This is a genomic window from Neisseria sp. P0006.S004, from assembly GCF_051963015.1.
GTDB lineage: Bacteria > Pseudomonadota > Gammaproteobacteria > Burkholderiales > Neisseriaceae > Neisseria.
Window position 1 is genome coordinate 79,630 of sequence record NZ_JBQCUS010000001.1, and the last position, 25,275, is coordinate 104,904.

The window sequence follows — 25,275 nt, forward strand, 5'->3', positions numbered from 1 at the left end:
TGATAATTCAATGTTTGTACCAAAACAAAGGCCGTCTGAAAAGTTTCAGACGGCCTTTGTTTATGAATCGATGATTAAATATCCATCGGTTTCCATTCTGCGCCTTTCACCGGCGGCAGCCATGATTGCGTACCGCTGGAGGCAAATCCCCACAAGGTGTCGGGGAGGCCGTAATGGTCGGCACGCGTCGGGTCGAGTTGCGTTTCGATTTCATCTTCGCGGCCTTCACGGATTTGTGTGGCGATGTGCGGATTAATCATCACAGTTTTGCCCAATGCGATAAATTCTGCCCAGCCGGTTTCATAGGCGGCCAAAATTTGGTCGGCGGTAAACAGGTTGCCCACGCCGATAAGCGGCAGTTTGCCGTTGATGCGTTCGTGGATGAACTGCATACGGGTTTGGGCGGTATCGCCGCCGCGACGGATTTTTTTATCAAATTCCCACAAGGAAACGTGCAGATATTGCAGCGGTTTTTGTACCAATGCGTCAATCAGTGCGCCGGTTTCGGTCATGGTTAAGCCGTCGTCGCCCGGTTCTTCAGGGGAGAAGCGGTAGCCGATGATGAAGTCGTTGCGCTGGTGTTTTTCACGGACGGCAACCACGGCATCGACAACGGCCAGCGGGAAGCGCATTCTGTTTTCCAAGCCGCCGCCCCATTGGTCGTTGCGGCGGTTGCTTTGGGCAGAGTAAAACTGTTGGAGCAAATAGGTATTGGCACCGTGGATTTCCACGCCGTCAAAACCTGCACGAAGCGCCAAATCGGCGGCTTGCGCATAAGAGGCGATGAGTGCTTCGACTTCTTCTGCGGTCGCTTCGCGTGCGTGTTCGGCTTCGCTGGCGGAAGCGCTGATTTTGTCGAGACCGTCCAAGAGGTCATCAATGGCTTTGGAGCCGCCGTGATGGATTTGCAAAATCGCTTTTGCGCCTTGTTGTTGCAGGATTTGTGCGGTTTCTTTCAGGCTGTCGAGGCAGTGTTCGCCTGTGGCTTCAGGTTGGCCGTGAAAGGCTTTGCCGTCTTTTTGAACCAAAGTGGCGGCAGTGATAAACATGCCCATATCGCCTGCGCGGTTGCTGAGGAAAGTACGCTCTTGGTCGCTGATTAAACCGTCGGCTTGTGAGCCGAAATGGGTCATGGGGGCGACGACAAGGCGGTTTTTGATGGTTACGCCGTTATTGAGGGTGTATGTTTGGAAGAGTGGGGCGTATTTTGGATTCATGAGATTTTGCTCTTGATAAGTGAATGGTTGGCAGAGAATTGGGCCATTCGGGAAATTATCAAGTAAACAGGCCGTCTGAAAAGTTTCAGACGGCCTGTTTATTCTTTAAGCCTTAGGATTAAAGATTAGGATTAACAATGATTTTTACTGCGGATTCGTTGTTGTGGATCAAGCGCTCGAAGCCTTCGGAAATCAATTCGTCCAGTTTGATGCGTTGGGTGATGAAAGGCTCAAGGTTGATTTTGCCTTCTTCAACCAATTTGATGGTTTCGGCGTGGTCGTTGCAGTAGGCGATGGTGCCGCGCACGTCCAGCTCTTTCATCACAACGCTGTGGACGTTGATGGTAGCGGGGTGGCTCCAAATGGATACGATGACGACTTTCGCAGTCGGACGGCACGCTTCGACCATGGTGTCCAGCACTTTGTTGACGCTGGTGCATTCGAATGCAACGTCTACACCTTCGCCGTTGGTCAGTTTTTTCACTTCTTCGACGACATCGACTTCGGATGGGTCGAGGATGTAGTCGGCAACGCCGGATTCGCGTGCTTTGTCTTTACGCGCTTTGCTCAATTCGGTGATGATGACTTTGATACCTTTGGCTTTCAATACGGCAGCCAACAGCAAACCGATTGGGCCTGCGCCGCCGACCAACGCGACGTCGCCTTCTTTCGCGCCACTGCGTACATAAGCATGGTGGCCGACAGACAGAGGCTCAATCAAAGCAGCTTGGTCCAATGGGATTTTGTCGGAAATAGGGTGTACCCAACGGCGTTTAACGGCAATTTTTTCAGACAAGCCGCCACCGCAGCCACCCAAGCCGATGAAGTTCATGTCTTTGGAGAGGTGGTAGTTGCTGCCTTCGCCGGTCGGTACGTCGTCGCGGATGATGTAGGGTTCGACAACAACGTGTTGGCCGACTTTGATGTCGTCCACGCCTTCGCCTACGGCATAAACCACGCCGGAGAACTCGTGACCCATGGTAACTGGCGCAGACTCGCCGGAGATTGGGTGTGGATGGCCGCAAGGCGGAATGAAAATCGGGCCTTCCATGAATTCGTGCAGGTCGGTACCGCAGATACCGCACCACGCAACATTAATGCCGACAGTACCCGGAGCTACGGTTGGCTCTGGAATGTCTTCGATGCGGATGTCGCCTTTGTTGTAAAAACGTGCTGCTTTCATTGTAACGCTCCTTTTTTTAAAGTGGAGGCCGTCTGAAAAAGACGGTCAATTGGGGAAAGGGAAGCAGTGTGGCGTGTGAAATATTTTTATTGATATGTTTTATGTTTGTTATTTTACTACTGATAATATGGAAATGGTTTGTCTTTGCTCAAATTAAAGTTTGTAAATGAAAAAAAGGGCGTCTGAAATGGATAATCTGTTTTCAGACGGCCTGGGGCAATAGTTTGAATGCGTTATGGTGTAGGATTGTTACTTTTGCCGCGCTTCAGATGCTTTTGGTAGGCGATGACGTAATCGGCCTTGCTTAAGCCCGCCAATACGCGGATGTGGGCGGCGGCGGATTTGGACATGGATTCCAAGGTATAGCCGCCCTCCAGTACGGAAACGACACGTCCTTGGCAGCTTGCCGTTGCTTGGACGATTTTGTGCGTCAGCCAGGCAAAGTCGGCTTCATGCAGGTTCAGACGGCCTGTTTCGTCTTGTTTATGCCCGTCAAAACCTGCCGAAAGCAACACCAACTCGGGGCGGAAAGCCGTGAGCTTGGGCAGCCATTGTTCGCGGATGGTCGTGCGGAAGATACGGCTGCCTGTGCCCGGTTTTAGGGGCGTATGCAGCATATTCTTATTGCCGGCGTATTGTTCCGCCTGAGGGAAGGGAAAGATGTCGGTTTCAAACAGGTTGAAAAACATCACGCGCGGATCATCTCGGAGAATCTCCGCTGTACCATCGCCGAAGTGGACGTCGAAATCGATGACGGCGATGCGTTGCAAGCGGTATTGGGCAATGGCGTGCATCACGCCGGCGGCAACGTTGTTGATCAGGCAAAAGCCGCCGGCGCTGTTGCTGTGGGCATGGTGGCCTGGCGGGCGGATGGCGCAAAAAGCATGCCAGGCTTTTTTATTCATCACCATATCGACTGCCTTGACAACGGCTCCGGCCGCAAAACGGGCGGCTTGAAGGGAGTCGTGGCAGATGACCGTATCGTCATCGATGCGGTGGATTTTGCCGGGGAGCGGCTGGGCGGCTTCCAACTCGTGCAGATAGTTGCGCGAGTGGACCAATGCCAGTTGTGCATCTTTGATTTCGGGTGCTTCAGCGGTTTGCAGATGACGCCAAATGCCTTCCGTTTTTAAGGCGGCTTGAATGGCGCTGATGCGTTCTGGCTTGTCGGGGTGGTTGGTGCCTGGCTGGTGCTGCAGAAATATCGGATGGGAAATCCATACGGTGCGGGCATTTTTGCCAAGTAGTCGACGCAGCAGGGTACGCACGCGCCAAATGATTTTTTTAAGCATGGAAAGTGTGTCTCGAACGAGTCGCACGGACTGCTAAATATGGTTAATAAATACGGAAATGCTTGGAAATTTTTCAGACGGCCTTTAGAATAGCTCAATTTTGCAGTCCAACCAATGTGTTTAATTGCAGTGTGCAGTTTTTTACTTAATCTAAAACTTGAAAGAACGGATATATTATGAATCAAGCAGTGGCTCAATTTGCCCCTTTAGTGCTGATCATGGTGGTGTTCTACTTCCTGATTATGCGTCCTCAACAAAAGAAATTCAAAGCGCACCAAGCGATGTTGGCCGCTTTGAAAGTCGGCGATAAAGTCGTTTTGGCGGCAGGTTTCAAAGGCCGCGTGACCAAAGTCGGCGAGCAATTCTACACTGTCGACATCGGTCAAGGTGCGAAAATCGAAGTGGAAGTTGAGCGCAACGCGATTGCCGCGAAAGCCGAATAATCCGTTTTTTTGCAAAAAGCCGCCTCATTTTCCGAGCGCGGCTGTTTGCCTTTATAAATAAAGCAAAGGTTTACCATGAACCGTTATCCTTTATGGAAATACCTGCTGATTGCGTTCACGATTGTGGTTGCGGCTGTTTACTCGCTGCCCAACCTTTTCGGTGAAACGCCTGCCGTACAGGTATCGACCAACCGACAAGCCATCGTGATCAACGATCAAACCCAGTCTAAAGTGGATGCCGCGCTGAAACAGGCAGGTATTCAGACTGATGGTATGTTCATCGTCGACAACTCGCTGAAAGTGCGTTTCAAAGATACCGAAACGCAATTGAAAGCGCGCGACGTCATCGAAAATACTTTGGGCGAGGGCTATATTACCGCGCTCAACCTGTTGGCAGACAGTCCTGAGTGGATGGCGAAAATCAAAGCCAATCCGATGTTCCTGGGTCTGGACTTGCGCGGCGGCGTGCATTTCACCATGCAGGTGGACATGAAAGCCGCGATGCAGAAAACGTTTGAACGTTATTCCGGCGATATCCGCCGCGAATTGCGCCGCGAAAAAATCCGTACCGGCACGGTGCATCAGACTGAAAACGGTCTGACCGTGCCTTTGCAAGATGCTGCCGATGTACAAAAAGCCTTACCTCAGTTGCAAAAATTGTTCCCTGAAGCCACGCTGCTGCCGGATGGCAACAATATCGTGCTGACTTTGTCTGAAGAGGCAATCAATAAAGTACGTTCTGATGCAGTTAAACAAAACATCAATACGTTGCACAACCGTGTGAACGAATTGGGCGTAGCCGAACCGGTTATCCAACAATCCGGCCTTGACCGCATTGTTGTACAGCTGCCGGGCGTGCAAGATACTGCCAAAGCCAAAGACATTATCGGCCGTACCGCGACTTTGGAAGTGCGTATGGTGGAAGACGATCCGATCAAACTGCAAGAAGCTTTGAACGGCAATGTGCCGACCGGTTACGAATTGCTGTCAAGCGGTGGCGATCATCCGGAAACTATCTTGGTCAACAAACAAGTTGAACTGACCGGCGACAACATCAACGATGCGCAACCTAGCTTTGACCAAATGGGCGCGCCTGCCGTGAGCCTGAGCCTGGATAGTGCAGGCGGCAGCATTTTTGGCGAATTGACTTCGGCCAATGTGGGTAAACGTATGGCTATGGTGTTGATCGACCAAGGTAAATCCGAAGTCGTGACCGCGCCTGTTATCCGCGCCGCCATTACCGGTGGCCGTGTAGAAATTTCCGGCAGCATGACGACAGCCGAAGCCAACGATACTTCATTGTTGCTGCGTGCCGGTTCGCTGGCCGCGCCGATGCAGATTGTCGAAGAACGTACCATCGGCCCGTCTTTGGGTAAAGAAAACATTGAAAAAGGTTTCCACTCTACCTTGTGGGGCTTTGCCGCTGTTGCTGCATTCATGGTGATTTACTATCGCTTGATGGGTTTCTTCTCTACCATTGCCTTGAGTACCAATATCTTGTTTTTGGTGGGTATTTTGTCTGCCATGCAGGCAACGCTGACCTTGCCGGGTATTGCCGCCTTGGCTTTGACCTTGGGTATGGCGATTGACTCCAACGTGTTGATTAATGAACGTATCCGTGAGGAACTGCGTGCCGGTGTCGCACCGCAGCAGGCCATCAACCTCGGTTTCCAACACGCTTGGGCAACCATTGTCGACTCTAACTTGACCTCTCTGATTGCCGGTATCGCTTTGTTGGTATTCGGTTCCGGCCCTGTACGCGGTTTTGCCGTTGTGCACTGTATCGGTATTCTGACCTCGATGTATTCATCTGTGGTCGTGTTCCGTGCTTTGGTTAACTTGTGGTACGGCCGCCGTCGCAAATTGCGGAATATTTCCATTGGTGCGGTGTGGAAGCCGAAAGCTGAAATGGCAGAAGGCAAGGAGTAAAACATGGAATTATTTAAAATCAAACGCGATATTCCGTTTATGAGCTACGGCAAACTGACGACCTTTATTTCGTTGGTTACGTTTATCGCCGCCGTGTTCTTTTTGGTAACCAAGGGTCTGAATTTCTCCGTCGAATTTACCGGCGGTACGGTGATGGAAGTCCAATATCAGCAGGGCGTGGATGTGAATAAAACACGCGAACGCCTCGATACGCTGAAAATGGGTGATGTACAGGTTCAGGCATTGGGCACGAATAAACACATTATGATTCGCCTGCCGAACAAAGAAGGCGTAACGTCTGCCCAGCTGTCCAACCAAGTAATGGATTTGCTGAAAAAAGACAATCCTGACGTTACTTTGCGCCAAGTTGAATTCATCGGCCCTCAGGTTGGTGAAGAATTGGTTACCAATGGTTTGATGGCATTGGGCTTCGTGGTGGCAGGTATCATTGTTTATCTGTCTATGCGTTTTGAGTGGCGTTTTGCAGTGTCCGCGATTATTGCGAATATGCACGATATTGTGATTATTCTCGGCTGTTTCGCCTTCTTTCAATGGGAATTCTCTCTGACTGTCTTGGCAGGTATTTTGGCAGTTTTGGGTTATTCCGTGAACGAATCTGTGGTTGTGTTTGACCGTATTCGTGAAAACTTCCGTAAGCCGCATATGCGCGGCCACACTGTGCCGGAGGTCATCGACAACGCGATTACCGCCACCATGAGCCGTACCATCATTACCCACGGTTCGACCGAGGCAATGGTTGTTTCTATGCTGGTGTTCGGCGGTGCAGCCTTGCACGGTTTCTCTATGGCGCTGACCATCGGTATCGTGTTCGGTATTTACTCTTCCGTATTGGTTGCCAGCCCGCTCTTGCTGATGTTTGGCTTGAGTCGTGAGAACATTGCCAAAGAAGTGAAGAAAAAAGAAGAAGTTGTAGTTTAATCGCTGCAATAATTCGATAAAGGCCGTCTGAAAATTGATTGAATCAGTTTTCAGACGGCCTTTTGTATTTAAATTTCAGAATGTTTTGTTTTAATGAAATGAGAGGGGATAAACGTGAAAGAAAAAGAAAAAATAGGAACAATATAATTTTGTGATGAATCAAGTTTATTGTCTGATATCCCCTTAATTGCTTGTCAGTCCCAATATTTTAAAACATAATACTTTTGCCCCCGATGCTGGAGTTTTACTACAAGTACATGATTTGCAAAAAATCTGTCGGGTGCGCAGACCCTGCCAATCAACCTCAAAAAAGGAAGGCCAAGAATGAAAGTAACCAGTTTCGGCGAAGTGCTGTGGGACGATTTTCCAAACGGGAAGGTATTGGGTGGTGCACCCCTAAATGTTGCTGTCCGTTTGCAGTCTTTGGGTATCGATGCTGCCATCATCAGTCGTCGCGGCGATGATGCCGATGGCGAAGAATTGCTATGTCAAATTCAAAGTAAAAACGTCAATACTGATTATTTGCAGGTTTGCCACGAATGTGCGACCAGTTTGGTGAAAGTACACTTGGACAAGTCTGGCAGTGCGTCTTATGAGATTGTTTATCCTTGCGCGTGGGATAGGATTGCGGTTGATGATGCGGCAATCAAACGTGTGGCAGAATCCGATGCTTTCGTTTTTGGCAGCTTGGCAACCCGTGATGAAGTTTCGCGTAAAAGCTTGGCAGTTTTGCTGAAAGAAGCCAAATTCAAAATTTTTGACGTTAATCTGCGCAAGCCGCATTACGATATTGCCCGCTTGCTGGAGACCATGAAACAGTCCGATATGGTCAAACTCAACGATGATGAGTTGTATGAATTGGCTGCGGCTTATGGCTCTCCTTATCACAGTATCGAGCAGAATATCAGCTACCTTGTTGAGCTGACCGGCGTCAAAATCCTTTGCGTGACTTTGGGCAGTCATGGCGCGGTTTTGTATAAGGACGGAGAGTTGTACCGTCATTGCGGTTTCCGCGTCAAAGTGGTGGATACTGTCGGCTCAGGCGACAGCTTCCTTGCCGGTTTGACTTACAAACTGCTGAACAATGCGCCTCCTCAAGAAGCCATTGCTTTTGCTTGTGCGCTGGGTGCATTGGTGGCTTCACGTCATGGCGCGACGGCGGATATTTCTTTGGAAGAAGTTGAAGCGTTTATGAATCCTGCTTGATATTTTGACAAGAGACATAAAAAGGCCGTCTGAAAACCATTAAATCAGGTTTTTCAGATGGCCTTAGTATTTTCAGGCTTTACCAATAAGTTGTAAAACATTCTAAGTTGGTATTTTTCGGGCCGCCGCCTTCTTCGGTCGGCGAACCAATCATCATCAGGCCGATGATTTTGTCTTTGTCGGTACACTCAAATGCTTCGCGCAACAATGGGCTGTTGACCCACATGCCCGTAATCCAAACATTGTCGAAGCCTTGAGCAGAAGCAGCCAGTTGTAAAGCATAGGCGGCACAGCCGGCAGTCAGCATTTGTTCCCATTCAGGTTTGGGTTTTGCCACTTCACGGTTCGGCGCAAATGTAACGCCGATAATCATAGGCGCCATGTTGCCGACACGTTCGGCCTTTTTCATGGCATCATCACCGAAGTTGAGTTCGGTAACGGTCTTGCTCAACAGCTCGCGGAAACGTTGCAAGCCGGTCTCGCTTTGAATAACGGTAAAGCGGTAGGGGCGCATATTGCCGTGATCGGGCACTTGTGTTGCCGCTTGCAGCATTTGTTCCAGTTGCTTGGCATTGGGTGCCGGAGCAGCCAGTTTTTTGGAAGAGCGACGTGTGGTCAGGAGATTTAAGGCATCCATGTTTTATTCTTTCTTGTGAACTTGAATGAGAATAATTATATAGCGGAAAGATAAATAAATCAGCAAAAGACTGAGGCCGTCTGAATTCAGGTTTCAGACGGCCTTTGGGTTTTACAGGATACCGTTGTTTTGCGTATTTTCAGTAATCAGTGCTTTGCTGATTTCGTCGGCGGTGTAACTCTTACCGCTTTCAAATACAAAGCTGTCGATATTATTGTTGGCAATATCATGGATGGTCAGGGTGTCGCCTGTATCTTTGATGGTTAAGACCCAATCATCGCCGGTTTTCAACTGTAAATCTTTCAGCGTCAGCCCTTCTTTGAAAAGGACTTGGGTATCGCTGCCACCATACGGATTAAAGGTGTCGTTGCCGCTGTTTCTGCCAAACATGATGATGGTGTTGTCGGCACCCGGATCGGTAATGGTGTCGTTGCCGCCGGCTGTATCGACGATGTTGATGCCGCGGCCCAAAGTAATGGTTTCATCACTGCGGTTGCCCCTGTATTCGACAACAGAAGTGTAACGCGACAAATCTAAATCGCTGTTGTCGCTATCGGCATGGATGGTGTGGTTGAAGTTGTTGTACACATCCCGGTTGAGTTCTTCAACGGGTTGGCCGGTGTATTGGACGATGTTTTTGTTGCCGATCATGTGCGGGATAGACAGTTTGAAGTGGTTGATCAGTTCGCCCGTGCTGTATGAGGCATTGCCGTCAAACTGAAACTCGGAAATCGCCCCATAAATACCGCTTTGATTTTTGATAGTCAAAACATCGTCTGTGCCTTTGATGTGGATATGCCAAGTGTCGCCATCCAGCAGGGGGGGAGATACAAATTGGTTGCTGTCGGGCAGGTCGGCAATATCGGTTTTGTCGTAACCTTTTTTAACGGTAATTTCAAGGTCGTCAAGGGTAATGCCGCCGCTAAATTTCACGGTGTTGGCGTTGAGCGTGTGCAGGCCGGCCTCGTTGTCGAAACCGAAGTTGTAGTCGAAAATGGTGTCGTGTCCGTAACCTTTTCCGAAAACATAGGTGTCGTTGTGTTCGCCGCCTTCCAGATAATCATTGCCTGCGCCGCCGTCGAGTAAGTCTGCGCCTACATGAGCATAGAGTTTGTCGTTACCGTTGCCGCCGTAGAGTTTATCGTCGGAAGCGGGTTTGTTGCCGTAATAGGTTTCGCTGTGTTCGCGCAAGATGTCATCGCCATCGTGGCCATAGAGGATGTCGCGGCCGTCATTGCCGCCGTCGATTTCATTGTTGCCTGCATCGCCATGCAAGGTATCGTCGCCGTTTGTACCGACAAATTTGATGGTTTCGGCTTTCAGGGCTTGGAAGGCTTGTTGGAACTGCGCGGCAGTGTAGGTTTGGTCGTTAAACTGGAAACGGTCGATGGAAACGCTGCCATCTGCGCCGATTTGGTTTTGAATCAGGGCTGAACCTTGCTCAGAAGTAATTTCCCAGCTTTGGCTGCCGTCGTCGTTATGAATGGTCTTCAGGTTGAGCTTGGCATTGTTCAGGCCGTCTGAAAACTTGAGGGTATTGATGCCTTGGTTGTCTATAATGGTATCGTTGTCGCCGTAGATATAGGTATCGTTTCCGGCGCCGCCTTTTAGAATGTCTTTGCCGTTGCCGCCCACCAAAACATCGTCTCCAGCATCGCCATTGATGGCATCGTTGCCATCGCCGCCATCCAGATAATCGTTGCCGTCGCCGCCGTTGAGGTTGTCGTTGCCACCCATGCCGTAAATGGTATCATCACCGCGTCCGCTATTGAGACGGTTGCGGCCTTCGTTGCCGGTCAGGATGTTATTGCTGTTGTTGCCGGCGGCAAAAATATTGGCTGTGCCGGTCAAGGTAACATTTTCGACGTGGGTGGCGGCAGTATATGAAATGCTGCTGAATACGGTGTCTTCGCCGCCGCCAGCTTGTTCAATCACTACGTCTTTTGCGTTATCAACATAGTAAGTGTCATTGCCGTCTCCGCCTTCCATAATGTCGGCACCGGCTTTGCCGTCGATAATATCATCGCCGGATGTGCCGATCAGGTGGTCATTACCATCGCTGCCATCGATGGTCCGGCCGCTTTCGGTATGCTCAGTCAGGGAAATATTGAAATATTTGGCAAAGCTGTTTACATCCAGTTTTTGTGTGCCGATGATGAATTGGGAGACTGCCGGTGTTGTACCGTTTTGAGTGTATTGGTTTTTGATGGTTAAAACGGCGTTGCTGTTTTTCACGGCGATCAGCCAGTCTTGACCGCCGGTTTCGTTGTTTCGGGCTTCAACGGTCAAATCGTTAAGGCTTAGGTCGGTATGAAAGCGGATGCTATTATGGCCTTGATTGTCGATGATGGTGTCTTGCTCGCTTTTGGCAGAGAAAAGATAGGTGTCGTCACCTTCGCCACCTTCAAGCACATCGTTGCCTGCTTCGCCGTTGAGGGTGTCATTGCCTGTTTCGCCGAAAAGACGGTCGTTGCCTTCGCCGCCGTTGATGAAATCGTTGCCACCACCGCCGTAAACGATGTCGTCGCCGCGGCCGCTGTTGAGGCGGTTGCTGCCTTCATTGCCGATGAGGATGTTGTTGCTGTTGTTGCCTGCGCCGAAGATGTTGGCTATACCGGTCAAAACAAGGTTTTCAACGTGGTTTGGAAGGGTATAGCTGACGTTGCTGTAAACCGTATCATCGCCACCATTTGGGTTTTCAATGATTTTATCGTCACTGCGGGTTACATAATAAACGTCATCTCCCGATGTGCCTGTTGTTGCTTGTGCAAGGGGGGACGGCTGCAATTGCTCTAAATGTCGTAATTCAAATTGCGCATTGCGGATGCGCATTGCTTTTTCGATTGTCATGATATTTTCTTTAGATATTGATGAGAGTAACAAGGAAGTAAACGTATCCGGCATATGGCCGGTATTGCTTAATTTGTATTGTGTTTAGGCTGTATATACTAGTGCCGAAATTTGATAAAAACAACAGAAACGTTAAGATATGACAATATGTAGAGAGCCTTATCAGGCTTAGTTTGCCGTCTATTCTTTTGCCAAATGGCTTTGCCTTGTGCGGTTGTTTTGTTTCTTATATACCACACATCAATTTTCATAGTTTCAAACTATGAATGGTTGTAAAAAGGCCGTCTGAAAAATCAGAAGCAGGTTTCGCATTGCAAAACCTGCTTCTGATTTTTCAGACGGCCTGTCTGATTACAGAGTACGGGCAACTTCGACGATGTCGAAACATTCGAGTTGGTCGCCTTCCATAATCTCGTTGTAGCCTTTGAGCATCAGACCACATTCGAAGCCCATGCGGACTTCTTTGACGTCGTCTTTGTAGCGTTTCAAAGAAGACAGCTCACCGGTATGGATAACCACGTTGTTGCGGATGAGGCGGACGTGGGAATCGCGTTTGACCACACCGTCGGTAACCATACAGCCTGCAATATTGCCGACTTTGGAAACGGAAATAACCTGACGGATTTCGACCGTACCGGTTACTTGCTCTTTCTCTTCCGGAGAGAGCATACCGCTCATGGCGGCTTTCACGTCGTCGATGGCATCGTAAATGATGTTATAGTAACGGATTTCCACGTTTTCATTCTCAGCCAGTTTGCGTGCGGAAGCATCTGCACGGACGTTAAAGCCGATGATGAATGCGCCGGAAGCGATGGCCAAGTTGACATCAGATTCGGTAATACCGCCAACACCGCTGTGCAACACGTTCACTTTCACTTCGTCGGTGGACAGTTTTTTCAGGCTGCCCGCCAAAGCTTCGTAAGAACCTTGTACGTCTGCTTTGATGATGACGGACAAGGATTGGGCTTGGTTTTCGCCCATGTTGTTGAACATGTTTTCCAGTTTCGCGGCCTGTTGTTTGGCCAAGCGCACGTCGCGGTATTTGCCTTGACGGAAGAGGGCGATTTCGCGCGCTTTTTTCTCGTCGGCCAATACCATTGCATCTTCGCCTGCGTTCGGAACGTCGGACAAGCCGAGGATTTCGACAGGGATAGATGGGCCGGCTTCATTGATGGCTTTGCCGTTTTCGTCAACCATCGCACGGATTTTACCGAATGCAGTACCGGCCAGCAGCATATCGCCTTTTTTCAGCGTACCGCTTTGTACCAAGAGGGTGGCAACCGCGCCGCGGCCTTTGTCCAAGCGAGCCTCAACGATGATACCTTTGGCAGGTGCATCGACTGGAGCAGTCAGTTCCAAAACTTCGGCTTCGAGCAAGACGGCTTCGAGCAATGCATCGATGTTCAGGCCTTTTTTAGCGGAAACATCGATGAACTGTACATCGCCGCCCCATTCGTCAGGCACGACTTCGTGCGCAGTCAGCTCTTGGCGGATACGCTCTGGGTTGGCAGCTTCTTTATCGATTTTGTTGACGGCAACCACCATCGGTACGCCCGCGGCTTTGGCGTGGGCAATCGCCTCGATGGTTTGCGGCATCACGCCGTCGTCGGCTGCAACCACAAGAATCACGATATCGGTTGCTTTCGCACCGCGCGCACGCATGGCAGTAAACGCTTCGTGACCCGGAGTATCCAAGAAGGTAATCACGCCGCGAGGGGTTTCAACGTGGTATGCACCGATGTGTTGGGTAATGCCACCCGCTTCGCCTTGTACCACTTTGGCACGGCGGATGTAGTCCAGCAGGGAAGTTTTACCGTGGTCAACGTGACCCATTACGGTCACAACCGGAGGACGTGGCAATGCTTCGGCTTCTCCTGCTTCAACGCCTTCATCCAAGAATGCTTCAGGATCGTCGGCGGCGGCAGGTTTACCGATGTGGCCGAGTTCTTCGACCACAATCAGGGCAGTGTCTTGGTCGATAGATTGGTTGATGGTTACCATCATGCCCATTTTCATCAGGGCTTTAACCACTTCGACGCCTTTAACGGCCATTTTGTGTGCCAAGTCGGCAACGGTAATGGTTTCAGGTACCAAAACTTCGTGTACGACAGGTTCGGTCGGCGCTTGGAAGGCGTGTTGGTTTGGCTCAAGTTTGAGTTTTTTACCTTTTTTGCCGCCGCGTACGCGCTCGTCGTCGCCATTGCGTGCATTGTTGCGGTCGCGACCACCTTTGCCGCCTTTGCCTTTAGTATTGCGGCCTTGAGTGTCTTCATCACGGTCACGACGGTCTTCTTTTTTACCGCGCGCGTTGTGTTCGGATTTGCCTTCGCCGGATGCCGCTTTTGCTTTCTCGGCAGGTTTGTTGCGTTCGCCTGATTTGGCTTCTTTAGCAGGTTTTGAGTCTTGATCGGCCTGTTGTTTCATGGCTTCACGGCGCGCTTGACGCTCTTGTTTTTCTTTCAACAAGGCTTCTTGATGCGCACGCAGGGCAGCGGCACGACGGGCTTCTTCATCGCGTTGAGCCTGTTCTTCCACGCTGACGACAGGTTGCGGTACGGCAGGAGCGGCAGGTTTGGCTGCCTTTTTCGCTTCTTTGCCTTTGCCGCCTTTGTCTTGTTTGGCTTTGGCAGGTTTTTTGGCTTCGGCTGGTTTTTCAGCTTCAACGGATTTTTCAGACGGCTTGTTGTCTGCTTTAGCTTCAACTTTTACTTCGGTCTTGGCTTCTACAGCTTCAACCGGTTTGGCTTCTTCTTTTTTAGCTTCGGCAGGTTTGCCTTCCGCTTTTGGTGCGGCTTTGGCAGCTTTCAGTCTGGCTGCTTCGGCCTCTGCTTTGGCGCGGGCTTCGGCTTTTGCGGCAGCTTCTGCTTCAGCTTTTTCTTCAGCAGCTTGAGCGGCTGCTTTTTCTGCTTCGGCTTTTTGGTTTTCCGCTGCTACTTTGGCTTTGGCTTCTGCTGCCAACTCTTCGGAAGAAGGAATGGTAACGGCACGGCTACGGCGGCGTGTTTCCACTTTTACGCCGTCAACGGTGCTGACTTCGGTTTTTTTGCGGCGGATGCTGATGGTGCCGCTGTTGCTGCCGTTTTTCTTTTGCAGGTAAGCGGTCAGCAGTTGTTTGTCGTCAGTGGTTATGCTGTCATTACCGCTGTTTTTATTGACCCCGGCTTCTTTCAATTGTTTAAGCAAATCATCGACGGGGCGGTTTAGTTCGGCGGCAAATTGCGCTACGGTTGTATTACTCATTCAGTACCCCCTTAGTTGTTTTCTTCAGTAAACCAGTGTTCGCGTGCAGCCAAAATCACTTTTTTGGCTTCTTCTTCGTCAACACCGGTAATTTCGACCAATTCGTCAACAGACAATTCGGCCAGATCATCGCGTTGGGTAACGCCGGCTTCGGCAAGTTTGCGCAACATGTCGGAATCTACGCCGTCCAAATTGCGCATGTCTTCAGACACTTCACCCAGTTTTTCTTCTGCGGCGATGGTAATGGTCAGGATCGCGTCGCGTGCGCGGTTGCGCAGGGTTTCAACGATTTCTTCGTCAAAGCCGTCAATGGCGAGCAATTCTGCCGCTGGAACGTAAGCAACTTCTTCCAAAGTGGCAAAACCTTCTTCCACCAAGATATCGGCGGTTTCGTCGTCGATGTTCAAGTGGGTGGTGAAGAGGTTGCGGATAACCGCGTCTTCGGCGGCATTGCGCTCGTCTGCTTCTTCAACGGTCATGATGTTCAGCTGCCAGCCGGTCAGGATGGAAGCCAGACGGACGTTTTGACCGCCGCGGCCGATGGCCAGCGCCAGTTGGTTTTCATCAACAATCACGTCAACAGCGTGTTTGTCTTCGTCAATCACGATGCGGCTCACTTCGGCAGGAGACAGCGCATTCATTACGAATTGGGCAGGCTCTGGAGACCACAATACGATGTCAATGCGTTCGCCGGACAATTCGTTGCTCACGGCGTTAACACGGGAACCGCGCACGCCGATACAAGTACCTTGCGGGTCGATGCGTTGGTCGTTGGCTTTAACGGCAACTTTGGCGCGTTGGCCTGGATCGCGTGCTACTTCGCGGATTTCCAATAGGCCGTCTGCAATTTCAGGCACTTCGTTGGCGTAGAGTTTGGCCAAGAAGTCGCCGCTGGTACGGCTCAAAATGACTTGTTTGCGGCCGGTATTGCCGATTTCGTCCACACGCAGGAAGAGGGCGCGGATGCGGTCGCCGCTGCGGAAGTTTTCGCGCGGAATCATTTCTTCACGCGGAATCAGGGCGTCAAGTTTGCCCGCGACGACTTCAACGATGATGCCGTGGCGCTCGACGCGTTTTACGGTGCCGGAAACAATGTCTTCTTTAGAAGCAAGGAACTCGTTCAGGTTTTGCTCGCGCTCCGCATCACGGATGCGTTGCAGGATGATTTGTTTGGCGGTTTGCGCTGCTTGGCGGCCGAAGCCTTCGTTTGGCAGCTGCTCTTCGTAGTATTCGCCGATTTGGATGGTGGTGCCGGGGATTTCTTCTTGGATTTCCTCGATGGTTTTTTCTACGTCGGGGTAGGTGTAGTCTTCATCGGCAACAATCAGCCAGCGGCGGAAGGTTTGGTATTCGCCGGTATCGCGGTCGATTTCGACGCGCACGTCCATGTGCTCGCGGTCGGCTTTTTTCTTGGCGGCAGTAGAGAGGGCGAATTCAAGGGCTTTGAATACGACTTCCGTTTCAACATTTTTTTCACTTGCCAGCGCTTCGGCCAGCTGTAACATTTCGCGACTCATTTTCTAGAATCTCCAAGTAATCGGTTTTTAAAATTTAAATTCGGGGCGCAAACGGGCTTTGTCGATGTTGCTCAATTCGATTTGGGCGGTTTTGCCGTCGAAAGAGACGGTAACGATGTCGTTTTCGCAAGATTCGATGCGGCCGATGAAGTTTTTCTGACCATCAATCGGCAGGCGTGTTTTGATTTTGGCGTTCTGGCCGGCAAAGCGCACGAAATCGGCGGCTTTTTTCAACGGTCGGTCAAGGCCCGGGCTGGAGATTTCCAAGCGTTTGTAGTCGATGTCTTCAACCATGAATACGCGGCTCAGATGGTTGCTGACAGTGGCGCAGTCTTCGACGGTAATGCCGCCGTCTTTATCAATGAAAATGCGTAAATCGCCTTGTGCGGTCAGTTCGAAATCGACCAGCTCGTAGCCCAAGCCGGGCAGGGTTTTATCAAGAATGCTTTGAATATCCATGCTTCTCCAGAAGTACATAAACAAAAAAATGGCCGCGCGGCCATTTTTCGTGTGATTTGAAAAATTGGCCTATTATAACTGTTTTCAAGATAAAAGAAAAGTGTTGATTTGGCGTGGATTTTTTGAAGTGATTGCGTAAATGGAAGGATAGGGGTGAGGCCGTCTGAAAAGGAAATTGTTGACAAGTTTTGATATGGTGTTTCTGAAATTATTTTGTAAAACAAAGGATTGGCATTACTTTGTTTTCAGACGGTCTTGGATTTCCTGATTTTTCGTGCTTGCACAATGTGCAAGGCGGTTCTACAATTTCTTCATACCCACCGAATAAGAAAGAAGGCCGCCATGTCCGCACACCCAATTTACAATTTTTCCGCCGGTCCTGCCGTATTGCCGGAAGCGGTATTGCGTACCGCGCAACAGGAAATGCTCGACTACAACGGTACGGGTTTCCCCGTGATGGCGATGAGCCACCGTTCGGATATGTTTTTGAGTATTCTGCATCATGCCGAACAAGACTTGCGCCAGCTTTTGAATATTCCGTCCAACTATAAAATCTTGTTTTTACAGGGCGGCGCGACCACGCAATTCAATATGGTAGCCATGAATTTGGCGCACGGTTTTGCGACTGCTGACGCGGTGGTAACGGGCAACTGGAGCCGCATTGCCTATGAACAGATGAGCCGTTTGAGTAATGCCGAAATCCGTTTGGCCGCGCATGGCGGCGAGCAATATGCCTATAAAAACCTGCCTGCGGTGGAGGATTGGGATGTCAACCCGAATTCCGCGTTTGTTCATTTTGCGATTAATGAAACCGTCAACGGCTTGCAGTATCAAAACGTCCCCAAGCTTTCAGACGGCCTGCCACCGCTGGTGTGCGATATGTCGAGCGAGATTTTGTCGCGTGAGTTTAATGTGTCCGATTACGGCTTGATTTATGCCGGCGCACAAAAAAATATCGGTCCTGCCGGTGCGACCGTGGTCATTATCCGCGAGGATTTGCTGGAACGTTGTCCGAACGATATTCCCGATGTGTTCAACTACCGTTCGCATATCAACCGCGACGGTATGTACAACACGCCTTCCACTTATGCGATTTATATGTCGGGCTTGGTGTTCCGCTGGCTGCAAACACAGGGCGGTGTGAAAAAAATTGAAGCGGTCAATCGAATAAAGGCGCAAACCTTGTACGAGACGATAGACGGCAGCGGCGGTTTTTACATCAACGATATCCATCCTGATGCACGCTCCAAAATGAACGTGGTCTTCAAAACCGCAAGCGAAGACTTGGACCGCCGTTTTGTGTTGGAAGCCGAGTTGCAGGGCTTGTGCCTGCTCAAAGGCTATAAAACCGTCGGCGGTATGCGTGCCAGCATTTACAATGCGATGCCGCTTGAAGGTGTGAACGCGTTGGCCGACTTTATGAAAGATTTTCAACGGCGTTACGGTTAAGATGAAGATATAAAAAGGCCGTCTGAAACTGGGTTTCAGACGGCCTTTTGATTTGAACAAGCCTTATTCGGTGACTTCTTCAGTAATGCTGTCGCGGTAGATGGTGCTGTCGTAAGTTGGAACAGGAGGCGGCAGCAGGTTGTCGAGTGTCAGTGCGGACGGGTTCAGCGTAGGATAGCTGCTGAAGGTTACGGAATAACCGCCGTTACCGGTATTGCGGACTTTGGCATGCGCGCCCAACGGGAAAGTGGTTTTGTTGGTGATGTGGCCGAATGGGAAGCCGGTCAACACAGGAATCTTGGCGGTGCGCGAAATGTGGTTGACGACGGCGGAGAAATCGTAGCTGGAGTCGTACACGTCGCGGATGGTGCCCATGCGGAAATCGCCGAAGATGATGGCGCGTTGTTTTTGTAAAACACCTGACAGATAAAGCGTGTTGAGCATGCGCTCGATGCGGTAGGGTTGCTCGCTGACGTCTTCGATAAAGAGGATGCCGCCTTGAATATCAGGCATATAAGGCGTACCGGCAAGGGAGGCGAGAACGCTGAGGTTGCCGCCCCACAATGTGCCTTCGACGTTGACATCGGCACGTTGGATGGTCGGAACATCAACGATGTTGACGTTGTTGGTCGTGCCGCGAATGAAAGAATCCATGGTAAAGACGCTGGGGTCTGCTTTGCCGAATTCGCTGTACACCATCGGGCCTGCAAAGCTCATCATATTGCCTTTGGCCAACAGGGCGAGTTGGACGGCGCACACGTCGCTGAAACCGAAGAATAATGTGCCGCGTTCGCGCATTCTGGCGCCGAGTGAGGCAAAGTCAATTTGCGGCAGGATGCGTGCCGCGCCGTAGCCGCCGCGCAGGCCCATCAAGACTTTAGGCGTTTCGACGCGGCCGTTGGCAACGTCTTGGAAGTCGGCGGCGCGTTGGGCATCGCTGCCGGCAAAGCGTTGGTAACGGCGGCTGCCTGCTTGTTGGTTGGTCACGGTAAAGCCTGCGTTGTAGAGACGGGTCAGGCCGGTGGTCACGCGGTTGGGGTCTTCGGCGAAGCCTGACGGCGCAACAACGCGCAGGAGGTTGTCGCCGGAACGTGGCGGATGGGGTTGCTTAGGTTGCACGGTTTTGGCTTTCGCGGTGGTAGAAGTGGTTTTGGTTTGCGGCGTGGTGGTTGTGCCTGTGCCGCAGGCTTGCAACAACCCTGCGCCTGCCGCGGCAGAGCAGGTACGTAGGAAATGGCGGCGCGTGGTAGAGTTCATTGAGGTTTTCCTTTCGTTATATGTTCAGACGACCTGAGGCGTGTCGTATCGAATTATAGAGGCCGTCTGAAAGCTTAAGCGATTAAGTTTTTGATTTGTTGCGGCCAATTTTCAGGCAAGGCCATACCGTGTTCGCGGAGGGGTGCAGCCCAAATCGGCGCGGGGAAGTTGGCGTCGTTTTCAAAACGGGCGATGACGTGCCAATGCAGGTGGGGCACAACATTGCCGAGGCTGGCCAGATTGATTTTGGCCGGGCAGAAGACTTGGCGCATTGCGGCTTCAACCTGATATACCATTTCCATGATTTCGTTGCGTTCGGCAGGGGAAAGGTCGGTCATCTCGGAAACATGGTCATTCCAAATAACGCGGCAGAATGCGGGTGCGCCGGCTTCGTTGTGGACGGCGATAACGCGCAGATTGGGCGTTTGCAGCAAAATGTCTTCGTTGTCGGCAGTGCAGATGGGGCAGGTCATGGGTTTTTCTTTCTCAGTCTGAATAGGAATCGGATGATTTCAATCAGGATTTTTAGAATGAGGTAAATGGCAGTCAGCGTGATGAATGCGAAAAGCCACGGTTCAGTTATAAACCACCAAAATAAATAGGCGGGCGTGATTCAGTCGGCACATTCTTCGGCACTCTTAACGTGATCACACAAGCCAAAGCTAAAAAAAAATCATTGACATCATGAAACGGCGAATAGGCGAACATTAAGTGCCATTGGCGTCACACAAACCAATGCAATGATAGCAATCCAAAAGAATGGTTTGAGATGTTTGAGTACAGTCATGGACGAAGTGTTATGCAAATTTTGCCGCCCCGCGGTTGGCAAGCTCGTCGGCTTTTTCGTTTTCAGGGTGTCCGGCATGGCCTTTTACCCACGTCCAGCGGACATCGTGCTGTTGAACCAAACTATCCAGCTCTTTCCATAAATCGTCGTTTTTAACCGGTTTTTTGGCGGCGGTTTTCCAGCCGTTTTTTTTCCAACCGTGTATCCAGCTTTCCATGCCGTTTTTGACGTATTGCGAGTCGGTGCAGATAACGACTTGGCAGCGGCGTTTTAAGGATTTCAGGCCTTCAATGACGGCGGTCAGCTCCATGCGGTTGTTGGTGGTTTCGGCTTCGCCGCCGAACAATTCTTTTTCGTGTGTGCCGTAGCGCATAAATACCCCCCAGCCGCCTGCGCCGGGGTTGCCTTTGCATGCGCCGTCTGTGTAGAGGTAAACGGGTTTATCCATGGGCATGTCTTTGTCGAATAAGGCGGTATCATAACATAAGGCCGTCTGAAATATCGGCAAATACGGTTTGCACGTGTAAAATACCCTGCACTTATCACTCGTATAGAAAGCAGGCAGATATGGGATTGTTCAGCGGCCTTTTGGGCAATGCTTCGCAAAAAGACGCCGATGCGGTGGAACGCGATTTGGCGAATATCCTGATTGATGGCGAACAGGTAAAAATGGCATTCAGCCTGGTGCGCGATTTGATTGTGTTTACCGAATATCGGCTGGTGTTGGTGGACAAACAGGGTTTGACCGGCAAGAAAGTGTCTTACCGTTCGATTCCGTATCGTTCCGTATCGCGCTTTTCGGTGGAAACCTCGGGTCATTTCGATTTGGATGCCGAGCTGAAGATTTGGGTTTCTTCCAGCGAAGTGCCGACTGAAACCTTGCAGTTTAAAAGCGACAAGAGCGTGATTGCCATTCAAAAAGCCTTGGCAGAAGCTGTGTTGAAACCGTCAAAATAGAAAGGAAATATGATGAGCGAACAGCAAGAATTGTTTTGTTACAAACAGATGCCGGTGTGGACGGCGGACGAGATTCCCGAAGCTTTGTTGTCCAAACACAATACCGCCGCCGGTACTTGGGGCTGCCTCAATGTCCTCCAAGGCCGTCTGAACTTCAATGAATTGGACGAAGCGGGCAATATTACGGCCACGCACGAGCTGACGCCTGAGAGCGGCGATTGGATTATCCATCCGCAAGCATGGCATTTTATCGCGCCGCAAACGCAAGACACGGAAATCCAACTGTCGTTTTACTGCGAGGCAGCAGACTATTTCAATAAGAAATACGGCATGAGCGCGACACATTCGGCCGTCCGTGCCGCCGAAGGCATCGTGCCCGTCGGCAAGGTTTTGGATATGGGCTGCGGTCAGGGCCGTAATGCGCTGTATCTGGGTTTGAAAGGTTTTGACGTTACCGCTGTCGATAATAATCCGAACGCGGTTCAAAACGTGGAAGAGCTGGCGCGTATTGAAGAGTTGAATGTCCGCGCGTTTGAATACGACCTCAATGCCGCCAATATTCAGGAAAACTTCGATTATATGGTGGCAACTGTGGTGTTTATGTTCCTGATGCCGCGTTACGTTCCTGACGTGATTGCCAATATGAAGGAACACACCAACCCCGGCGGCTACAACCTGATCGTTTCTGCGATGGATACGGAAGATTTCCCTTGCCCGATGCCGTTCCCGTTCAAATTCAGCGAGGACGAACTGCGCGAATACTATAAGGATTGGGAATTGGTGGAATACAAGGAAGAGCTGGGTTCGATGCACGCGAAAGACGAATTCGGCAATCCGATTCAGTTTAAATTCGTTACCATGCTGGCGAAGAAACCGGAATAAAGGTTTTGCCGTAAAAAGGCCGTCTGAATTCAGTTTTCAGATGGCCTTTGTCGTAATCAATCCACAATCTTTTTACCCAAAATCACCACGTCTGCCAACATGGTTTCCAAATCGCAGACTTGCGGCAGCCGCCCCCATTCTTCAAAACCGAAACGGTGAAACAGGTTCAGGCTCGGATAGTTGTGGCCGAACACAAGCGCGATGACGTTGTGGATGCCTAAGGACGGCGCGCGTTCGAGCATGTGCCGCAACAGGATTTTGCCCACGCCTGCGCCGCGCATATCGTGGCGGACATAAATGCTGACTTCCGCGCTGATGTGGTAGGCGTAGCGCGGATAGTAGTCGCTGAAACTGCCCCAGGCCAATACGGTGCCGTCGGCATCGTAAAGGGCGTAGATCGGGCGTTTGTCCGTGTGTGCGGCAAACCACATTTCGCGTTCGGCAACCGTGGTCGGCGACAAATCGGCCGTGGATTGGCGCGTGGCCACAGTGCTGTTGTAAATATCGACGATGGCGGGCAAGTCTTGGCGCAGGGCAGGGCGGATGGTGTATTGCATTTCAGACGGCCTGTTATTGAATCAGTTTGGAGATAGTCTTAAAGGCCGGATGTTTGGCATCGCCGAGCAGTTGGAACAAAATACTTTCGACATTGGAAACGATAATGCCTTGACGGCTCATTTGCGCCAAACCATTGTCGCGGTTGGCCGTTGTGCGCGAGGCGGTGCATTCAAAAGGCAGGAACACAGTATAACCTTGCGCTTTCAAATCCAAGGCCGTCTGAAGCATACAGATATGCGCTTCCGCTCCAACCAAAATAACGTTTTTGATGTCGTTTTTGCGTAATATTTCCTGAATTTCGGGCAAAAACGCCGAGAATTGGTTTTTTTCGACAACAGGCGTACCTTCGGGTAACAGCAGCGATACGGCGGATACGGTGTTGCCCAAACCTTTCGGATATTGTTCGGTTACGGCAGAGGGTACGTCCAAAGCCGTCAAACCTTGAATCAGCAGGCGGCAGCGTTCCAACATTTTGTCCGTGCCGGAAAGGGCGGGCAGCAGGCGTTCTTGAATATCGACAATCAGACAAAGCGTATTTTTGGGGTTCATGGCTTTTCCTTTCAGACGGCCTTTACAGCAAAATCGTTGAATCAGAATGCAATCATATAACAAGCCGCTGGAAAAGTATTGCAGCTTGCCCTGTTTTAAAGCCCGAAATTCTTTTAAAATACCGCCTGATTTGAATTGATAGAGACCGACAACATGAATTTATACCAAACCGTCGAACGTGAAGCCCAAGCAGCCTTTGCCGCTGCCGGTTTGTCCGACAGCCCCGTCGTATTGCAGGCGGCAAAAAATCCCGACTTCGGCGATTTCCAAATCAACGGCGTAATGGGTGCGGCGAAAAAAGCCAAACAAAATCCGCGCGAGTTGGCGCAAAAGGTTGCCGAAGCATTGGCAGACAACGCCGTGATTGAAAGCGCGGAAGTAGCCGGTCCGGGTTTCATCAACCTGCGCCTGCGCCCTGAATTCCTTGCGCAAAACATTCAGACGGCCTTGAACGACGCGCGTTTCGGCGTAGCGAAAACCGACAAACCGCAAACCGTCGTTATCGACTATTCTTCGCCTAATCTGGCCAAAGAAATGCACGTCGGCCACCTGCGTTCCAGCATCATCGGCGACAGCATTTCACGCGTGTTGGAATTTATGGGCAACACTGTTATCCGTCAAAACCACGTCGGCGACTGGGGTACGCAATTCGGCATGTTGGTCGCTTATTTGGTCGAGCAGCAAAAAGACAATGCTGCATTTGAACTGGCGGATTTGGAGCAGTTTTACCGCGCCGCCAAAGTGCGCTTTGACGAAGATCCTGCCTTTGCCGACACCGCGCGCGAATACGTTGTGAAACTGCAAGGCGGCGATGAAACCGTTTTGGCGTTGTGGAAACAGTTTGTCGATATTTCGCTCTCGCATGCCCAAGCCGTTTACGACACGCTGGGCTTGAAACTGCGCCCTGAAGACGTGGCGGGCGAATCTAAATACAACGACGATTTGCAACCCGTAGTCGATGATTTGGTCGAAAAAGGTTTGGCAGTCGAAGACGACGGCGCGAAAGTCGTGTTCTTGGACGAGTTTAAAAACAAAGAGGGCGAACCTGCCGCATTTATCGTACAAAAACAAGGCGGCGGCTTCCTTTATGCTTCCACCGACTTGGCGTGTTTGCGCTACCGCGTCGGTACGCTTCATGCCGACCGCCTGTTGTATGTCGTCGACCACCGCCAAGCCCTGCACTTTGAGCAACTCTTTACCACTTCCCGCAAAGCAGGCTATCTGCCGGAAGATGTAAAAGCCGAGTTTATCGGCTTCGGTACCATGATGGGCAAAGACGGCAAACCGTTCAAAACACGCAGCGGCGACACCGTAAAACTGGTTGATCTGCTGACTGAAGCCGTTGAGCGCGCCACCGCTTTGGTGAAAGAGAAAAATCCTGAATTGGGTGCAGACGAGGCAGGTAAAATCGGCAAAACCGTCGGCATCGGTGCGGTCAAATACGCAGACTTGAGCAAAAACCGAACCAGCGATTATGTGTTCGACTGGGACGCCATGCTTTCGTTTGAGGGCAATACCGCCCCTTACCTGCAATACGCCTACACACGCGTACAAAGCGTGTTTCGCAAAGCAGGCGAATGGGACGCAAATGCGCCAACCGTTTTAACCGAACCTTTGGAAAAACAACTGGCCGTCGAGTTGCTGAAATTTGAAGACGTGCTGCAAAGCGTGGCAGATACTGCGTATCCGCACTACCTCGCCGCCTACCTCTATCAAATCGCTACCTTGTTCAGCCGTTTCTACGAAGCCTGCCCAATCCTGAAATCAGAAGGTGCAACCCGCAACAGCCGACTGCAACTGGCGAAGCTGACCGGCGACATGCTGAAACAAGGCTTGGATTTGCTGGGCATTGATGTATTGGATGTGATGTAAGTTTTTGAATAAAAACGATGAAAGGCCGTCTGAAACTTTGCAGGTTGCAAGG

Annotated in this window: 21 protein-coding genes; 8 read left to right on the forward strand and 13 right to left on the reverse strand. The window is 50.8% G+C overall.

Annotation, left to right across the window (positions count from 1 at the left end; translation table 11 throughout):
• Window positions 1-74: 74 nt before the first annotated feature.
• From ACTHR2_RS00395 to ACTHR2_RS00405, 3 genes are all read right to left on the reverse strand, one after another.
• On the reverse strand, window positions 75-1,217 hold the full coding sequence (locus ACTHR2_RS00395; RefSeq protein WP_263340905.1) for an NADH-dependent flavin oxidoreductase: 1,143 nt from the start codon (window positions 1,215-1,217) through the stop codon (window positions 75-77).
• 118 nt (window positions 1,218-1,335) lie between these two features.
• Complete coding sequence (locus ACTHR2_RS00400) at window positions 1,336-2,400, reverse strand: 2,3-butanediol dehydrogenase (protein ID WP_107868072.1); 1,065 nt, start codon at window positions 2,398-2,400, stop codon at window positions 1,336-1,338.
• A 233-nt stretch (window positions 2,401-2,633) separates the two neighbouring features.
• Window positions 2,634-3,692 (reverse strand): histone deacetylase family protein, encoded by a 1,059-nt coding sequence (locus ACTHR2_RS00405; protein ID WP_263340956.1) that lies wholly within the window; start codon window positions 3,690-3,692, stop codon window positions 2,634-2,636.
• Window positions 3,693-3,868: 176 nt separating this feature from the next.
• On the opposite strand from ACTHR2_RS00405, the gene yajC reads away from it, so the two are divergent.
• The 4 genes from yajC (at window position 3,869) to ACTHR2_RS00425 (ending at window position 8,209) form a co-directional block, all read left to right on the forward strand.
• Window positions 3,869-4,135: a preprotein translocase subunit YajC gene (gene yajC / locus ACTHR2_RS00410; RefSeq protein WP_003675720.1), complete on the forward strand. Its 267-nt coding sequence runs from the start codon at window positions 3,869-3,871 to the stop codon at window positions 4,133-4,135.
• 75 nt (window positions 4,136-4,210) lie between these two features.
• The gene (gene secD / locus ACTHR2_RS00415; protein ID WP_070504494.1) at window positions 4,211-6,064 is read left to right on the forward strand and encodes a protein translocase subunit SecD; all 1,854 of its coding nucleotides are present in this window, start codon (window positions 4,211-4,213) and stop codon (window positions 6,062-6,064) included.
• Window positions 6,065-6,067: 3 nt separating this feature from the next.
• Complete coding sequence (gene secF, locus ACTHR2_RS00420; protein ID WP_263340965.1) at window positions 6,068-7,003, forward strand: protein translocase subunit SecF; 936 nt, start codon at window positions 6,068-6,070, stop codon at window positions 7,001-7,003.
• A gap of 324 nt (window positions 7,004-7,327) precedes the next feature.
• Window positions 7,328-8,209 carry a carbohydrate kinase family protein gene (locus ACTHR2_RS00425; RefSeq protein WP_263340968.1) on the forward strand — a complete coding sequence of 294 codons (882 nt, stop codon included), beginning with the start codon at window positions 7,328-7,330 and terminating at the stop codon, window positions 8,207-8,209.
• Window positions 8,210-8,288: 79 nt separating this feature from the next.
• Here the strand turns inward: ACTHR2_RS00425 and ACTHR2_RS00430 are convergent, their stop codons facing one another.
• The 5 genes from ACTHR2_RS00430 to rimP all read right to left on the reverse strand — a co-directional run bounded on the left by ACTHR2_RS00430 (window position 8,289) and on the right by rimP (window position 16,912).
• Window positions 8,289-8,846 (reverse strand): nitroreductase family protein, encoded by a 558-nt coding sequence (locus ACTHR2_RS00430; protein WP_003745677.1) that lies wholly within the window; start codon window positions 8,844-8,846, stop codon window positions 8,289-8,291.
• A 111-nt stretch (window positions 8,847-8,957) separates the two neighbouring features.
• Window positions 8,958-11,696, reverse strand: coding sequence for a calcium-binding protein (locus ACTHR2_RS00435; RefSeq protein ID WP_440375224.1), 2,739 nt, complete (start codon window positions 11,694-11,696; stop codon window positions 8,958-8,960).
• Window positions 11,697-12,047: 351 nt separating this feature from the next.
• Entirely contained in the window at window positions 12,048-14,936 is a 2,889-nt protein-coding gene (gene infB, locus ACTHR2_RS00440) for a translation initiation factor IF-2 (RefSeq protein WP_440375225.1), read from the reverse strand.
• Between the two features lie 11 nt (window positions 14,937-14,947).
• The gene (gene nusA, locus ACTHR2_RS00445) at window positions 14,948-16,453 is read right to left on the reverse strand and encodes a transcription termination factor NusA (RefSeq protein WP_049330906.1); all 1,506 of its coding nucleotides are present in this window, start codon (window positions 16,451-16,453) and stop codon (window positions 14,948-14,950) included.
• A 27-nt stretch (window positions 16,454-16,480) separates the two neighbouring features.
• Window positions 16,481-16,912, reverse strand: coding sequence for a ribosome maturation factor RimP (gene rimP / locus ACTHR2_RS00450; protein ID WP_219089516.1), 432 nt, complete (start codon window positions 16,910-16,912; stop codon window positions 16,481-16,483).
• Window positions 16,913-17,254: 342 nt separating this feature from the next.
• Between rimP and serC the strand changes: the two genes are divergently transcribed.
• On the forward strand, window positions 17,255-18,361 hold the full coding sequence (serC, locus tag ACTHR2_RS00455; protein ID WP_263340986.1) for a phosphoserine transaminase: 1,107 nt from the start codon (window positions 17,255-17,257) through the stop codon (window positions 18,359-18,361).
• Window positions 18,362-18,424: 63 nt separating this feature from the next.
• On the opposite strand, the gene ACTHR2_RS00460 is transcribed toward serC, so the two are convergent.
• From ACTHR2_RS00460 to rnhA, 3 genes are all read right to left on the reverse strand, one after another.
• Window positions 18,425-19,618, reverse strand: a complete 1,194-nt coding sequence (locus tag ACTHR2_RS00460; protein ID WP_263340990.1) for an LD-carboxypeptidase — start codon at window positions 19,616-19,618, stop codon at window positions 18,425-18,427.
• A 74-nt stretch (window positions 19,619-19,692) separates the two neighbouring features.
• Window positions 19,693-20,091, reverse strand: a complete 399-nt coding sequence (locus ACTHR2_RS00465) for an HIT family protein (RefSeq protein WP_263340993.1) — start codon at window positions 20,089-20,091, stop codon at window positions 19,693-19,695.
• Window positions 20,092-20,415: 324 nt separating this feature from the next.
• A complete protein-coding gene (rnhA, locus tag ACTHR2_RS00470) occupies window positions 20,416-20,853 on the reverse strand; it encodes a ribonuclease HI (RefSeq protein WP_049350717.1) in 438 nt (145 codons plus the stop codon).
• A 119-nt stretch (window positions 20,854-20,972) separates the two neighbouring features.
• Between rnhA and ACTHR2_RS00475 the strand changes: the two genes are divergently transcribed.
• Both ACTHR2_RS00475 and tehB read left to right on the forward strand, forming a co-directional pair.
• Window positions 20,973-21,362, forward strand: a complete 390-nt coding sequence (locus ACTHR2_RS00475; protein ID WP_049323867.1) for a PH domain-containing protein — start codon at window positions 20,973-20,975, stop codon at window positions 21,360-21,362.
• Window positions 21,363-21,374: 12 nt separating this feature from the next.
• Window positions 21,375-22,244, forward strand: coding sequence for an SAM-dependent methyltransferase TehB (gene tehB, locus ACTHR2_RS00480; RefSeq protein WP_263341011.1), 870 nt, complete (start codon window positions 21,375-21,377; stop codon window positions 22,242-22,244).
• A gap of 56 nt (window positions 22,245-22,300) precedes the next feature.
• On the opposite strand, the gene ACTHR2_RS00485 is transcribed toward tehB, so the two are convergent.
• Together ACTHR2_RS00485 and ACTHR2_RS00490 are read right to left on the reverse strand one after the other, a co-directional pair.
• Window positions 22,301-22,801 carry a GNAT family N-acetyltransferase gene (locus tag ACTHR2_RS00485; protein WP_263341013.1) on the reverse strand — a complete coding sequence of 167 codons (501 nt, stop codon included), beginning with the start codon at window positions 22,799-22,801 and terminating at the stop codon, window positions 22,301-22,303.
• Between the two features lie 13 nt (window positions 22,802-22,814).
• On the reverse strand, window positions 22,815-23,351 hold the full coding sequence (locus ACTHR2_RS00490; RefSeq protein ID WP_440375226.1) for an isochorismatase family protein: 537 nt from the start codon (window positions 23,349-23,351) through the stop codon (window positions 22,815-22,817).
• Between the two features lie 153 nt (window positions 23,352-23,504).
• Between ACTHR2_RS00490 and argS the strand changes: the two genes are divergently transcribed.
• A complete protein-coding gene (gene argS, locus ACTHR2_RS00495) occupies window positions 23,505-25,223 on the forward strand; it encodes an arginine--tRNA ligase (RefSeq protein WP_263341019.1) in 1,719 nt (572 codons plus the stop codon).
• Window positions 25,224-25,275: the final 52 nt, after the last annotated feature.

Excerpts from the sequence above, each read along its gene's own strand:
- ACTHR2_RS00395 (WP_263340905.1), bottom strand. The coding sequence starts at position 1,217 with ATGAATCCAAAATACGCCCCACTCTTCCAAACATACACCCTCAATAAC.
- ACTHR2_RS00400 (WP_107868072.1), bottom strand. The coding sequence starts at position 2,400 with ATGAAAGCAGCACGTTTTTACAACAAAGGCGACATCCGCATCGAAGAC.
- ACTHR2_RS00405 (WP_263340956.1), bottom strand. The coding sequence starts at position 3,692 with ATGCTTAAAAAAATCATTTGGCGCGTGCGTACCCTGCTGCGTCGACTA.
- yajC (WP_003675720.1), top strand. The coding sequence starts at position 3,869 with ATGAATCAAGCAGTGGCTCAATTTGCCCCTTTAGTGCTGATCATGGTG.
- secD (WP_070504494.1), top strand. The coding sequence starts at position 4,211 with ATGAACCGTTATCCTTTATGGAAATACCTGCTGATTGCGTTCACGATT.
- secF (WP_263340965.1), top strand. The coding sequence starts at position 6,068 with ATGGAATTATTTAAAATCAAACGCGATATTCCGTTTATGAGCTACGGC.
- ACTHR2_RS00425 (WP_263340968.1), top strand. The coding sequence starts at position 7,328 with ATGAAAGTAACCAGTTTCGGCGAAGTGCTGTGGGACGATTTTCCAAAC.
- ACTHR2_RS00430 (WP_003745677.1), bottom strand. The coding sequence starts at position 8,846 with ATGGATGCCTTAAATCTCCTGACCACACGTCGCTCTTCCAAAAAACTG.
- ACTHR2_RS00435 (WP_440375224.1), bottom strand. The coding sequence starts at position 11,696 with ATGACAATCGAAAAAGCAATGCGCATCCGCAATGCGCAATTTGAATTA.
- infB (WP_440375225.1), bottom strand. The coding sequence starts at position 14,936 with ATGAGTAATACAACCGTAGCGCAATTTGCCGCCGAACTAAACCGCCCC.
- nusA (WP_049330906.1), bottom strand. The coding sequence starts at position 16,453 with ATGAGTCGCGAAATGTTACAGCTGGCCGAAGCGCTGGCAAGTGAAAAA.
- rimP (WP_219089516.1), bottom strand. The coding sequence starts at position 16,912 with ATGGATATTCAAAGCATTCTTGATAAAACCCTGCCCGGCTTGGGCTAC.
- serC (WP_263340986.1), top strand. The coding sequence starts at position 17,255 with ATGTCCGCACACCCAATTTACAATTTTTCCGCCGGTCCTGCCGTATTG.
- ACTHR2_RS00460 (WP_263340990.1), bottom strand. The coding sequence starts at position 19,618 with ATGAACTCTACCACGCGCCGCCATTTCCTACGTACCTGCTCTGCCGCG.
- ACTHR2_RS00465 (WP_263340993.1), bottom strand. The coding sequence starts at position 20,091 with ATGACCTGCCCCATCTGCACTGCCGACAACGAAGACATTTTGCTGCAA.
- rnhA (WP_049350717.1), bottom strand. The coding sequence starts at position 20,853 with ATGGATAAACCCGTTTACCTCTACACAGACGGCGCATGCAAAGGCAAC.
- ACTHR2_RS00475 (WP_049323867.1), top strand. The coding sequence starts at position 20,973 with ATGGGATTGTTCAGCGGCCTTTTGGGCAATGCTTCGCAAAAAGACGCC.
- tehB (WP_263341011.1), top strand. The coding sequence starts at position 21,375 with ATGAGCGAACAGCAAGAATTGTTTTGTTACAAACAGATGCCGGTGTGG.
- ACTHR2_RS00485 (WP_263341013.1), bottom strand. The coding sequence starts at position 22,801 with ATGCAATACACCATCCGCCCTGCCCTGCGCCAAGACTTGCCCGCCATC.
- ACTHR2_RS00490 (WP_440375226.1), bottom strand. The coding sequence starts at position 23,351 with ATGAACCCCAAAAATACGCTTTGTCTGATTGTCGATATTCAAGAACGC.
- argS (WP_263341019.1), top strand. The coding sequence starts at position 23,505 with ATGAATTTATACCAAACCGTCGAACGTGAAGCCCAAGCAGCCTTTGCC.